Consider the following 11,874-nt stretch of genomic DNA (forward strand, 5'->3'; position numbering starts at 1 on the left):
TCATGCTGGGGTCAAGGGCGTGTTTGTCTCCTTCTTTTTGCGGGCTGCAACGGCTGAGCTTGCCTTGAAGCGAAAGCTGTCGTTTCCGGTTTCAAGGATGTGACAGCGGTGAGTAAGGCGGTCGAGCAAGGCGGTGGTCATCTTTGCATCACCGAAGACCATAGCCCATTCGCTGAAGCTCAGGTTGGTGGTGATCACGACGCTAGTGCGCTCGTAGAGCTTGCTCAGCATATGAAACAGCAGTGCCCCGCCTGATGCGCTGAACGGCAGATAACCAAGTTCATCAAGGATCACGAGATCAAGCTTGGTCAGGCCTTCTGCGATTTGGCCTGCCTTTCCCTTGGCCTTTTCTTGTTCAAGCGCGTTGACCAGTTCTATTGTGGAGAAGAAGCGGACCTTGCGTCGGTGATGTTCGATGGCCTGGATGCCGATGGCTGTTGCGACATGGGTCTTGCCGGTTCCCGGGCCGCCAATGAGGACCATGTTCTGGGCGCCGTCCATGAACTCGCAACGGTGCAGCGTCCGGACAGTGGCCTCGTTGATCTCGCTGGCGGTGAAGTCGAAGCCAGAGAGATCCTTGTAGGCCGGGAAGCGAGCGGACTTCATGTGATAGGCAATTGAGCGAACCTCGCGTTCGGCCAGTTCGGCCTTCAGCAGTTGCGACAGCATTGGTATGGTCACTTCAAAGGCTGGTGCGCCCTGCTCGATCAGGTCGGTTACGGCTTGTGCCATCCCATACATCTTCAGGCTACGCAGCATGATGACGATAGCGCCAGCGGCGGGATCATGACGCATGGCGGCCTCCGGCTATCTGGGCGCGTAGGCCGTCATAGCGTTCGACATTGGCCTCGGGTTCACGGTGAAGGGCCAGTGCCTGTGGAGTATCGAGTGGCGGCACGCCGATCACCTTGCCGTCGACCAGTCGGTGCAACAGGTTCAGCACATGGGTCTTTGTCGGTACGCCCTCGGTCAGTGCCAACTCTACGGCAGTGAGAACTGCTTGTTCGTCGTGATGGAGCACGAGGGCGAGGATATCGACCATCTCGCGATCACCGCCCGGCTTGCGCAGCATGTGATCCTGCAACTGTCTGAAGACAGGTGGTAATTCCAGAAATGGCGCCCCATTCCGAAGAGCCCCGGGCTTGCGTTGAACGACTGCCAGATAATGTCGCCAGTCGTAGATCGCCCGTGGAGGCAGATTGTGACTGCGTTGGATCACGCGCGCATGTTCGCACAGGATGCTGCCCTCAGCCGCCACAACCAGCCGGTCCGGATAGACCCGTAGGCTGACCGGTCGATTTGCGAAGGATGCCGGAACGCTGTAGCGATTGCGCTCAAAGCTGATCAGACAGGTGGGTGAGACGCGCTTGCTCAACTCGATAAAGCCATCAAACGCGACGGGCAACGGCATCAGCGCGGCCTGCTCTTCGGCCCATACATCGGCGATCGTGCCAGACTGTTTGCCATGCGGGGTCTGCCGCCACAGCTCAAGGCATCGCGCTTCCAGCCAGGTATTCAGCGCGGCAAGGTCTGAAAAGTCTGGCATCCGTTGCAACATCTGGTGACGGGAATCCCGAACGTTCTTCTCGACTTGCCCTTTCTCCCAACCCGCTGCCGGATTGCAAAACTCCGGCTCATAGACGTAGTGGTTTGTCATGGCGAGAAAGCGCATGTTGATCTACCGCTCCTTGCCGCGGCCGACGCGATCAACCGCCGTGCGCATATTGTCATAAATCCCCCGCGCGGGCACGCCACCGAAGACCCGGAATGCGTGCCAGTGGGCATCGAACAGCATCTCGTGGGTCTGCAGCGGATAGGCACGCAGCAAAAAAGCCCGGCTGTGCGACAGCTTGATATGCGCCATCTGCAGCTTCGTACGTTCGCCGCCCAGAACTGCAAAATCCTCGCTCCAGTCGAACTGGAAGGCATCTCCAGGGTTAAAATGTAACGGAACAACGGTCCCGCGCCCCGTCGTCTGCTGTTCACGCTGCCGATCTGCCCGCCACGATCGCGCAAAAGCCGCCACCCGTCCGTAAGAGCCGGTGAAGCCAAGCGCTATAAGATCGACATGCAATTGCTTCACAGTTCGCCGCTCCTTGCGCGACTTGCCGGCCTCAGTCTTCAGCCAGCTCGCCAACTTCTTGGCAAAGGGATCAAGCTTGCTTTGCCGCTCCGGCGTCGCGAATTTGGGCTCGATAGTGTTCGCAGCCAGATGCTTGATCACGGTATTGCGCGACACTCCCGTCAGCCGCGCGATCTCGCGGATCGACAGCTTCTGCCGCAAATGCATCCGTCGGATGATGTTCAATAGTCCCATGTGGATCACTCCGTTGCCCCCGCCGCTCACCGCTTTGGGGAAAGGTTCACATGGCTCAGTTCTCAGTGAAAATTATCCGCCTAAACGGCGCAGTTCTGGATGAAAATCAACAGACTTGGCGGCCGAAGTGGTCCAGCGTTTGGTGGCGATGCGCAAAAATGCTGAGCCCGCGATCGAGCACGACGCCGATGCGCAGCAGCTGTCTGACTTTTGTGCCGTCCTTCTGCATCCCGCCCCCGAAAGGGCGCTGGAGTTTGTGGCCAAGCTGCAAGCGCAGGGCGTCACCCGCCAGCATCTTCGATTTGGCCTGATCGCGGGCGTGGCGCGCCTGTTGGGCGAGCGGTGGGATCGCGACGAGGTCAGCTTCGTGGATGTGACCGTGGCAACAGGCCACCTCTATGCCGTGATGCGCGCGGTCAGTTCGGATCTTGGCCCAAACCGCGCCCCGATCCGACCCGAGCGGCGCGCCCTCTTCGCCTCGGTGCCAGACGAAACCCATACCCTTGGCGTCACCCTCGCCGCGGATGCATTCCGCGACGCTGGTTGGGTCATCGACCTCAAGCTTGCCGAAAGCCATGAGAGCCTTGTCCGGCATGCGGATCTGGGTAAGCCCTTGGTGATTGGCCTATCGCTCAGCACCAAGGCCCGCCTGCCCGAGCTTATTCGTCTGGTGCTGGCCCTGCGCATCGTGACGCCCTCGGCCATTGTGGGCGTGGCCCCGGCGCTCGACATGTCGGACGACGACATTTTGCAGCTGGTGGATGCCGATATCATCTTCCGCCACGCCGGCCGCGCCTTGGCCGATCTTGAACGGCGGTTGCACGCATAAGGTCTGCGTGTCGGGCGGACCGGCACGACAACGCCCGCCCAGTGCCCTCCCGATGCCCGCCAAGGCAGGTGGCTGGCCTCAACGCCCGGCGTCGGCGATCTGAAACGGCGTTTCGGCAAAGGGCTTGGCCGTGCGGATCATCACATAGTCAAAGCCATTCTTCTCATTGCGCTTTTGCACCAAAAGCACGTTCCCGGCCTGATAAATGTCCCACGCAAGCTCGCGAAGCTCGCGCCGCAGGCCCTGATCGGTGCTGCCATAGCGGATCTGCGCCCCAGCCTCAGCGGCCATAAGATCCTGAACCAGCGCCGCAGCCTGCTTCGAGATTTTGGGCTTATCCGTTGGTGTGGCAGTCATGGTTTTCCAATGCTTCATTTGCGCAGGTCAGGCGCGACTGACAGACCGCTGTCACCACAGTCTCGCCAAAGCGGCGGAGAACATGCCGGGAAACCGGGCGCGCAGGCAGACCGCAGCCGTCTGCATCGCCCAACGTCCAAAGCATCGCTCTTCCCAGACCAAGCACCTGTGTTGCTCGCCCCTTCCGCGCGCGCCCTTACCCTGTCTTGTTCCGGGCATTCGGCGTTGCTGACCTCGTATGACCGGCCAATCAAACCGCCCAAAACGCGAAAACTGAAACCTATACTTCGGCGAATGGGCTGTTCCTTTGCCCAAACTCACCTCCATTTGGTGCGGACCTATACCAAGGGATGTCAATGCCGCCCAGTCAGGCGTAACGCCAACCAATCTGAGACCCCAGAGGTGGTGCAACTGCCCCGCGCCGCCGAGGCCAGGCGCCGATGGGTTCATGTCGCGCTAGGTGAGAGGAGGAGCGATCAACCCTGACGGCTGGCCAAGTTCCGAAGCTGCCACGCCGCATGGGCAAAGATCGCCACCAAGATCACCGTACCGCCGATCACGGTCGCCTGCCCCGGATTCTCGCCCAAGATCCACCACACCAACAAGGGGCCAACCACGATCTCCAGCATGGTGATCATCGACACCTCAGGCGCGGGCAAATAGCGCGGGCCAATTTGCAAAAGTCCCACGCCCCCCGCCAAAATTACCCCGCCCGACAGAAGCACAAGACCCCATTGGGTGGCGTCGAACGGCTCCATCGGGGCGATGGGCAGGGCGATCAGGCTGGTCAGAAGATAGCCGCAGGCGATGGCAACGATCAGGTTCACATCCCGCGCCTTGCGCAAGACCACATAATAACCCGCGATGGTCATGGCATTCAGAAAGGACAGGAAATCGCCAAAGAGCGTGCCGCCACCCATGGACCCCGAGGCGATCATCACCACACCGCCGAACACCGCCACAATGGCCAGCGCCGTGGCCTTGTCGATGGTTTCCCGCAGGAAAGCCCAAGAAAACAACGCGGCCAAAAACGGCGCGGTCGCAAGGATCAAAAGGCTGTTGGCCACCGAAGTATTCTGCAACGATCCTAGGAAAAAGATCGACCCTGTCCCCTGCAGCGCAATCATCGCCAGCGCGGCCGGCGTCAAAAGCGACCGGAACCCGGTCCAAGCGCTGCGATGAAACAGCGCCACAAAGCCCAAGGTCGCCACCGCCGCCGCCAGCCCACGCCAGACCGCGATGGTCATGGTATCGGCCGCAATCAGCCGCACCACCAAGGCATCAGGGAAAAAGAACGCCACCCCCAGAAAGGTGACGATCAGCCCATAGGCTTGCGGATGACGGGCAGCGAACTGGTGCATTAGGAGTCCTGTTGTTGCCTGTTTGATAGGGGCCCCACGCTGACAAGGCTTGCGCAAAGGCGACCAAGTCAGGGCGCGATTGATCTATCGCGCGGCCACCTTCCGCCCGGTCGCCCCTCTTGCACACCCGGCCAAACCGCCCTATATCCGGCGGTGAGAGGTTGGCGCGGGCAGGTGCCTCGCCAACCCGGTCAGGTCCGGAAGGAAGCAGCCGTAACGAGCCCCACTTGGGTCGTTGTCCAGCCTCTCACCCTTCCCCTCCAAACAGCAAAAACGCCCCCCTCGGGGCCGCTTTGAGCCCGCGCCTCACGCTCCCCAGCCTTAGGCACCCCACGTGCGCTCCAGCACCCGAAACCAGTTTTCATGGGCAATCTTGCGCAACAGCGCCTCGCCGTAGCCATGCGCGCGGAACGCCTCCAAGAGCGCCTGTTGGCCGACGACATCGCCAATCCCCTGCGGCACTGTCGCGCCGTCAAAGTCAGACCCAAGCCCGACATGATCCTCACCCAAGATCGACAGAAGATGATCCATATGGGCCAGCACATCCTCCCAGCCCATCTCGGGCGACTGCCGCCCATCGCGGCGCAGGAAGGATGTCGCATAGTTCAACCCCACCATCCCCCCACTGTCACGAATGGCCGCCAACTGCCGGTCGGTCAGATTGCGGGTTGAGGGCGTGACGGCATGGGCATTGGAATGGGTCGCCACCAAAGGCGCATCCGACAGCCCCGCCACATCCCAAAACCCCGCCTCGTTCAGATGGCTCAGGTCCAGCATGATCCGCAGCCGGTTGCACTCCTTGACCAACCGCTTGCCCGCCTCGGTCAGCCCCGGCCCGGTATCCGGACTGCCCGGAAAGGCAAAGGGCACGCCATGGCCAAAGACCGTGGGCCGCGACCAGACCGGCCCAATCGACCGCAACCCCATGCCATGAAACACATGCAGCGCATCAAGCCCCGGATCAATCGCCTCGGCCCCTTCCATGTGCAAAATGCCCGAGATCACCCCCTTGGCCAGACAGTCGCGCAATTCGGCCACCGTGGTGCAAACCTTGAACCGCCCGTTCGACGCCCGCGCCATCCACATCAGATGCCCCGCCTTGGTCAGCGCCATGGGCTGGGCCAGTTCATGGTCAATCAGCGCCGGCAAAGGCAGCGTGAAAGGCGGATTTTCCATCGCCGCCATATAGTCAGGCGCATCATCGTCGTGGGGTGACGGGATATAAATGGCAAAGAACCCACCCGCAAAGCCACCCTTCACCATGCGCGGCAGATCGAGATGCCCCTCGCGCCCTTCGCTCAGCCACAAGGTCTCACGCTGGTCGGGATGGTCAAACAGGCGCAACAGGAAATCATTGTGGCCGTCGAATACCGGGATCATGTTGGCTCCTTTTTCGCGGCCATGACAGGGTTGCATCGGGGCTGCATCGGGGTCAGAGAACCGTCACCCGACGGGGCTTGTCAACCGTAGCCTCAGAACCCGCGCAGCACCGCCTCAAGGTTCTGGCCCAACTCAGGGCAGAGATACCCGCCCTCCTGCACGATCAGCGTCGGCAACCCCATCGCCGCCACCGCCCGCCCAATCCGGCCAAAGCCCGGCGTGGTCACCGCAAGCCCCGCGAAAGGATCGCCCTCAAAGGCATCAAGCCCAAGGGCCAGCACCAGCGTATCGGCCCCGAAATCGGCCACCGCCTGCATGCCCTTGTCCAAGGCCGCCATGAACCCCTCATCGCCGGTGCCGCGCTCGAGACACAGGTTCAGATTGGCGCCAATCCCCGCGCCCGCCCCCCGCTCTTCGGGGTAGCCCCAGAAGAACGGGTAATAGCGTTCCGGATGGGCATGGAGCGAGACAGTCAGCACATCGGGCCGGTCATAGAAAATCCCCTGCGTGCCGTTGCCATGGTGCAGATCGACATCCAAAATCGCCACCCGACGACCCGCATCAGTCAGCCTTTGCGCGGCAATCGCCGAGTTGTTCAAATAGCAAAACCCACCTGCGAGTTCGGCAAAGGCATGGTGCCCCGGCGGACGGCAGAGCGCATAGACCGCGCGCTCCCCCCGATGCACAAGGTCCGCCCCATGGATCGCCGTCTGCGCGCTTGCATAAGCCGCACCCCAAGTCTCGGCTGAGATCGGGCACGAGGTGTCGGTCTGGTGAAACCCGGCTTGGCCCACAGCAGACAGCGGATAGCCATCGGTCCGATTGGCCGGGTGAATGTTCGGGATCACCTCCGCGCTCGCCCCCGGAATCCGCGTCCAGCGGCTGTGGATCGTCTGCAAGAACGTCAAATACCGCGCCGGATGCACCCGCAAAATCGGACCCATCCCCGCATCCGGCGCCTGCACCACCGGCCCGCCCAAAGCCCGCACCGCACCCAGCAAAGCATCCACCCGCGCGGGCTTTTCCGGGCAAGGCTGCGCCGCCCCCGAGGAGAGAAAGAACTGCGGATCATGCGCCCGCTGCGCCTCGTCAAAGACTGTGATCATCCCTGCATCAGAGCCCGCAGGCCCTCTCCTTCCAAAATCAACTGATCCGCCTCATCGCGCAGATCAAAGCCAAGGGCGTCATAAAACGCCCGCGCGGATGTGTTCACATGCGCCACCATCAGCGTCAGAAACTGCGGGGCCCAATCGGCATGGGCCATCGCCCCGGCCAGCAACTGCCGCCCCAGCCCCGTCCCCCGCCCCTCGGGCGCAACATAGACATCCTGCACAAACAGCCCCATCTCGCCGCGCCAGGTGGAGTATTCGGGGAAATACAAAACCATCCCCAAAGGCCCCACCGCGCCTTCGGCAATCAGCCCCCGAAAGCGCGGGTTTGGCCCAAAGCCATGGGCCAAAAGACTGGCCTCGGTGGAGCCCACCGTTTCCCCCACCTCAGCCGCCATGGCCTGCAAGAACCGCAGGATCACCGGCACATCTTGGGCGGTCGCGGCGCGCAAAACCGTCAAAACGCCACCTCGCCCGCGCCCTTCAACCCCAGCATCGCCCGCGCCTCGGCTGGGCTGGCCACCACACGCCCCATCCCTTCGACAATCCCGCGAATTTGCGCCACCTGCTCGGCATTCGACTGCGCCAGAACGCCTTTGGAAAGGTACAGATTGTCCTCCAGCCCCACCCGGACATGCCCACCCATCGCCGCCGCCATGCTGGCCATTGGAATCTGCTGCCGCCCCGCCGCCAACACCGAAAAGCGATACTGGTCGCCAAACAGCCGATCCGCCGTGCGCTTCAAAAGCACCAGCATGTCAGGGTCCGCCGCCATACCACCCAGAACCCCAAAGACGAACTGGATATACAAAGGCCCCGTCACAGCCCCCCGGTCCACGAAGTGCTTGAGCATGTAAAGATGCGACATGTCATAGCATTCAAACTCAAACCGCGCCCCCCGTGCGCCCATCTCGGCCAAGACATGGGCAATGTCGCGGGGCGTGTTCTTGAACACCAGATCATCGGTGCCCAGCAGGAAGGGTTCCTCCCAATCGTGTTTCCACTCGGTGATCCGCGCCGCCATTGGGTAAAGCGCAAAATTCATCGTGCCCATGTTCAGGCTGCACATCTCGGGGCAAAATCGCTTGGGCGCTTCCAACCGTGCGTCCAACGTCATCACCGCCGAGCCGCCGGTGGTCATATTCACCACCGCATCGCACCCGGCCTTGATCGCGGGCAAAAACCCCGCCCAATGCGCAGGGTCCGCCGAGGGGCGGCCGGTGTCCGGATGGCGCGCATGCAGATGCAGGATCGTCGCCCCGGCTTCCGCCGCGCCAATGGCTTGGGCGGAAATCTCGGCCCCCGTGACCGGCAGATAGGGCGACATCGAAGGGGTATGGATCGATCCGGTAATCGCGCAAGAAATGATGATCTTCGACATCACGCCAATCCTTCCGCCTGCAAGACCTGCCGCACCGACCGCGCGCCCTTGTCCACGATCTCCGTCAACTCTGCATCGGTGCAATTGTAGGGCGGCGCGAAGATCACGATATCGCCGCTGATCCCGTCCACATTGCCCCCCACCGGATAGCAGACCAGGCCGTTCTCCATCGCCTGCGCGCGGATCTTCATGAAAAGCTTCCGCTCGGCGGCAAATGGCTCCTTCGTCTCGCGGTCGGCCACCAGTTCCAGCGCCATGAAATGCCCCCGCCCGCGAATGTCGCCCACGGCCTCCACACCCGCCAGCGCCTCGGCCAACCACGCCTTCAAGCGCGGCCCATTGGCGGCAACCTTGGCCACCAACCCCTCGCGCTCCACGATCTTCTGCACCGCCACCCCTGCCGCACAGGCCGCCGTATGGCCGGTGAAGGTGTGCCCGGTGCCAAAAGCCCCATCCTTGGCGCGGATCGCCTCCCAAACGGCGGTGGTGCAAACTGCGGCCCCCAAAGGCTGATAGCCCCCCGCCAGCCCCTTGGCGACCGACATGATATCCGGCTCCACCCCGTCATGGGCCAGCGCGCGCCACGTGCCACAGCGCCCGGCCCCCGACATCACCTCATCGGCAATCATCAAGACGCCATAACGGCTGCAAATCTCGCGCACCGCCTGTGCATAGCCCTCGGGTGCAGGCACACAGCCCCCCGCCGCCCCGACCACGGGTTCAAAGACAAAGCCGGCAATCGTCTCTGGCCCATGGGCCAGAATCGCCGCCTCCAACTCCGCCGCCGCCGCAGCCCCCGCCGTCTCGGCGGTCGCCCCGGCGATGGGGCGATAGGCATTGGCGGGCGAGAGCTTGATCGAGGGGATGAACGCCCCCTCATAGGCCGCCGTCCGCTCAGCAAAGCCCGACAGGCCCAAGGCCCCCAGCGTGTTGCCATGCCACGACCGTTCTCGGCTGATGAAGCGGCGGCGCGATTTCTGGCCAATCGCGGTCTGATATTGCAGCGCCATCTTCAGACAGCTTTCCACCGCCTCCGACCCGCCGGTGACATAGACCATCTCACGCAAATTGCCCCCCACACGGGCGCGGATGATCTCGGTCAATTCCTCCAGCGCGTCGGTGGTAAAATTATAGCGGTAGCCATGGGCCAGCGCCTCCAACTGGTCGCAGATCGCGCGGTTCACCTCCGGATGGGCATGGCCAAGGCAATAGACCGCCGGCCCGCCTGACCCGTCGATGTATTGCTTGCCCGTGGCATCCCAAAGATAGCTGCCCTTGCCGCGCACCACCTTGGGCAGGGCGTTGGTGGCGGAAATAGTGGTGTGAGTAGGGCGCGACATGGTGGCTCCGGGCGGCAGGTGTCGAAGGGTGGCGGGTGTCGAAATTTGTGCCAGCGTGGCGCAGGGGTTTGCATAGATCAAATAGATAGTTTCGATCTTATGAATTGCACCAGCCTATGCCGACCCATAGATCCGCTCGCCCAAAGGCGTCGCGGCAATCGCCGCCAGCAGCCGCGCCAAAAGCTCGGCCTCGGCGGGGTTGCGCCGCAATCCGGGCGCGTGGCACAGATGCACATCCACCTGCGGCAAGCCGCGATAGGGCGGCAATTGCCACAGCCGCCCCGCGGCCAGATCGCGCGCCACGACATGCAGCGGCAATGGCCCAATCCCGATCCCGGCCTCGATCATCCGGCGCACCTCTTCCAGATGCGCCGAAGATCCCACCACCCGCTCGCCCATCCCCAAACGGCGGCGCAGCGCGGTGACCTCGCCCAAAGCATCACCTTCGCGGTCGGTCTGAAACGACACCACCGCCTGCCCCACCAGCGCGTCCGGGGCCAAGGCGCGCGCGCCAAACAGCGGATGGCTCTGGCCACAAAAGAGGCCAAAGCTTTCCCGATACAACAACTCCGCCACCACCCCGGCAGGCCGCACCGGCATCAGGCAGACCGCCAGACTGGCCCGCCGCGCCCCAACCAGCGCCAGCGCATCGCGGCTTGGCATCACCTCAAGGCTGACCTTGGCCCCCGGGTGATCGGCCAGAAACCCCGCCAGAACGCCATCAAACAACGGGCAAACCACATGGCTGGCCAGCGCGATGGTGACATGGCCGGTGACCTGCCCCTCGGCCTCCGTGATCCGGTCGGCCAGCCGCAAGATGGCCGCCTCCACCTCGCGCGCCTCCTCCAGCATCCGCACCCCGGCCGCCGTGAGTTGAAACCGCCCCCGCGCCCGGTCGATCAGCCGCGCGCCCACGCGCTCTTCCAGCCGCTTCAAGGCCGCCGAGACCGAGGGTTGCTTCAGGCTCAACCGCTCAGCCGCCCCCGTCACCGACCCGGCCTCGGCCAGCGCCAGAAACACCCGGAGCAAGTTCCAATCCAGATCACGGGCCAGACGTTCAGGGGCAGAGATGCGCGACATGGGGCGGTCCGGGGTTTGGGCGGGTTCGGGGCTTAGGCAGGTTAGGGCGCAAGATCAGCCGCCTACGCCCCCCTGTCCAGCCCATCCAAACCAGCCCGTTCATCCGCCCGACAGCGGGCCTTGCACCAATGCCTCCACCGCCGCACGGGCCTTGGCGCGGCTCATCTCCTCGGGGGCTATGGAAAACTCCAACCAAATCCCGTCCAACAGCGCGATCAGCGCCGTCGCCAGTGTCTCATCGCGGGCATCCGGCGCTGCGCGGCCCAACTGCCGCGCAATCGCGGCGGCAAAAGTTGCGTGATAAATGCGATAGAGGCGCAGATGCTCGGCCCGCAGCGCAGGGTTCACGGCAATCTCGCCCCACAGCGCCAACCAGATGTTCAGCCCCTCAGGCCGCAACTGCCGCTCGCTCAACAGCTCATCAATCAACGCAGCCAAGGACATTGGCACCGCCTCCTTGGCAACCGCCTGCATAAAAGGCGCATAGGACGCCACATAGCAGGCCGCCAACAGCCCGTCCTTGCCGCCAAAGTGATGCCCGATCAACCCGCGCGAGGCACCTGAGGCCTTGCAGATATTGTCGATGGTAAAGGCGGTGATCCCGCCCTTGGCCAACACACGCAGCCCCGCCTCCACCAGCTCGGCGGCGCGGGCCTCAGGCGCAAGGCGCTTGTACTTGGCGGCAGGCTTTGGGGCGGTCATGGGGCAAGGCCTTGTTGA

11 protein-coding genes, 1 other RNA gene and 1 pseudogene are annotated in these 11,874 nt (G+C 63.1%); 2 read left to right on the top strand and 11 right to left on the bottom strand.

Going from position 1 to position 11,874, the window contains the following annotated elements; all coding sequences use genetic code 11:
* Complete coding sequence (istB, locus tag AC72UB_RS03815; RefSeq protein WP_333790727.1) at positions 1 to 795, bottom strand: IS21-like element helper ATPase IstB; 795 nt, start codon at positions 793 to 795, stop codon at positions 1 to 3.
* Positions 785 to 2,317: pseudogene (gene istA, locus AC72UB_RS03820) on the bottom strand (IS21 family transposase). Before istA ends, istB begins: the two are co-directional and overlap by 11 nt.
* 115 nt (positions 2,318 to 2,432) lie before the next feature.
* Here istA and AC72UB_RS03825 point away from each other — a divergent pair.
* A complete protein-coding gene (locus AC72UB_RS03825) occupies positions 2,433 to 3,146 on the top strand; it encodes a cobalamin B12-binding domain-containing protein (RefSeq protein WP_505188590.1) in 714 nt (237 codons plus the stop codon).
* A gap of 78 nt (positions 3,147 to 3,224) precedes the next feature.
* Here AC72UB_RS03825 and AC72UB_RS03830 read toward each other — a convergent pair whose 3' ends face one another.
* Together AC72UB_RS03830 and AC72UB_RS03835 are read right to left on the bottom strand one after the other, a co-directional pair.
* On the bottom strand, positions 3,225 to 3,503 hold the full coding sequence (locus AC72UB_RS03830; RefSeq protein ID WP_505188591.1) for a hypothetical protein: 279 nt from the start codon (positions 3,501 to 3,503) through the stop codon (positions 3,225 to 3,227).
* Between the two features lie 476 nt (positions 3,504 to 3,979).
* A complete protein-coding gene (locus AC72UB_RS03835) occupies positions 3,980 to 4,864 on the bottom strand; it encodes a DMT family transporter (RefSeq protein ID WP_505188592.1) in 885 nt (294 codons plus the stop codon).
* Positions 4,865 to 5,019: 155 nt separating this feature from the next.
* Between AC72UB_RS03835 and ffs the strand changes: the two genes are divergently transcribed.
* Positions 5,020 to 5,116: signal recognition particle sRNA small type (ffs, locus tag AC72UB_RS03840), an RNA gene on the top strand.
* Positions 5,117 to 5,185: 69 nt separating this feature from the next.
* Here ffs and AC72UB_RS03845 read toward each other — a convergent pair.
* The 7 genes from AC72UB_RS03845 to AC72UB_RS03875 all read right to left on the bottom strand — a co-directional run bounded on the left by AC72UB_RS03845 (position 5,186) and on the right by AC72UB_RS03875 (position 11,856).
* A complete protein-coding gene (locus AC72UB_RS03845; protein ID WP_505188593.1) occupies positions 5,186 to 6,244 on the bottom strand; it encodes a dipeptidase in 1,059 nt (352 codons plus the stop codon).
* A gap of 92 nt (positions 6,245 to 6,336) precedes the next feature.
* Complete coding sequence (locus AC72UB_RS03850) at positions 6,337 to 7,350, bottom strand: histone deacetylase family protein (protein ID WP_505188594.1); 1,014 nt, start codon at positions 7,348 to 7,350, stop codon at positions 6,337 to 6,339.
* Positions 7,347 to 7,814, bottom strand: a complete 468-nt coding sequence (locus tag AC72UB_RS03855) for a GNAT family N-acetyltransferase (protein WP_505188595.1) — start codon at positions 7,812 to 7,814, stop codon at positions 7,347 to 7,349. The genes AC72UB_RS03850 and AC72UB_RS03855 overlap by 4 nt, the downstream gene beginning before the upstream one ends.
* Positions 7,811 to 8,734 carry a 3,5-dioxohexanoate:acetyl-CoA acetone transferase gene (kce, locus tag AC72UB_RS03860; protein ID WP_505188596.1) on the bottom strand — a complete coding sequence of 308 codons (924 nt, stop codon included), beginning with the start codon at positions 8,732 to 8,734 and terminating at the stop codon, positions 7,811 to 7,813. The genes AC72UB_RS03855 and kce overlap by 4 nt, the downstream gene beginning before the upstream one ends.
* Positions 8,734 to 10,074, bottom strand: coding sequence for an aspartate aminotransferase family protein (locus AC72UB_RS03865; RefSeq protein ID WP_505188597.1), 1,341 nt, complete (start codon positions 10,072 to 10,074; stop codon positions 8,734 to 8,736). The genes kce and AC72UB_RS03865 overlap by 1 nt, the downstream gene beginning before the upstream one ends.
* A 114-nt stretch (positions 10,075 to 10,188) precedes the next feature.
* Positions 10,189 to 11,154 (bottom strand): LysR family transcriptional regulator, encoded by a 966-nt coding sequence (locus tag AC72UB_RS03870; RefSeq protein WP_505188598.1) that lies wholly within the window; start codon positions 11,152 to 11,154, stop codon positions 10,189 to 10,191.
* Between the two features lie 99 nt (positions 11,155 to 11,253).
* Positions 11,254 to 11,856: a TetR/AcrR family transcriptional regulator gene (locus AC72UB_RS03875; RefSeq protein WP_505188599.1), complete on the bottom strand. Its 603-nt coding sequence runs from the start codon at positions 11,854 to 11,856 to the stop codon at positions 11,254 to 11,256.
* Between the last annotated feature and the right edge of the window lie 18 nt (positions 11,857 to 11,874).

Origin of the sequence: Allotabrizicola aquatica (SeqCode) (assembly GCF_965194375.1) — a bacterium.
GTDB lineage: Bacteria > Pseudomonadota > Alphaproteobacteria > Rhodobacterales > Rhodobacteraceae > Tabrizicola_A > Tabrizicola_A aquatica.

Excerpts from the sequence above, each read along its gene's own strand:
- istB (WP_333790727.1), bottom strand. The coding sequence starts at position 795 with ATGCGTCATGATCCCGCCGCTGGCGCTATCGTCATCATGCTGCGTAGC.
- AC72UB_RS03830 (WP_505188591.1), bottom strand. The coding sequence starts at position 3,503 with ATGACTGCCACACCAACGGATAAGCCCAAAATCTCGAAGCAGGCTGCG.
- AC72UB_RS03835 (WP_505188592.1), bottom strand. The coding sequence starts at position 4,864 with ATGCACCAGTTCGCTGCCCGTCATCCGCAAGCCTATGGGCTGATCGTC.
- AC72UB_RS03845 (WP_505188593.1), bottom strand. The coding sequence starts at position 6,244 with ATGATCCCGGTATTCGACGGCCACAATGATTTCCTGTTGCGCCTGTTT.
- AC72UB_RS03850 (WP_505188594.1), bottom strand. The coding sequence starts at position 7,350 with ATGATCACAGTCTTTGACGAGGCGCAGCGGGCGCATGATCCGCAGTTC.
- kce (WP_505188596.1), bottom strand. The coding sequence starts at position 8,734 with ATGTCGAAGATCATCATTTCTTGCGCGATTACCGGATCGATCCATACC.
- AC72UB_RS03865 (WP_505188597.1), bottom strand. The coding sequence starts at position 10,074 with ATGTCGCGCCCTACTCACACCACTATTTCCGCCACCAACGCCCTGCCC.
- AC72UB_RS03870 (WP_505188598.1), bottom strand. The coding sequence starts at position 11,154 with ATGTCGCGCATCTCTGCCCCTGAACGTCTGGCCCGTGATCTGGATTGG.
- AC72UB_RS03875 (WP_505188599.1), bottom strand. The coding sequence starts at position 11,856 with ATGACCGCCCCAAAGCCTGCCGCCAAGTACAAGCGCCTTGCGCCTGAG.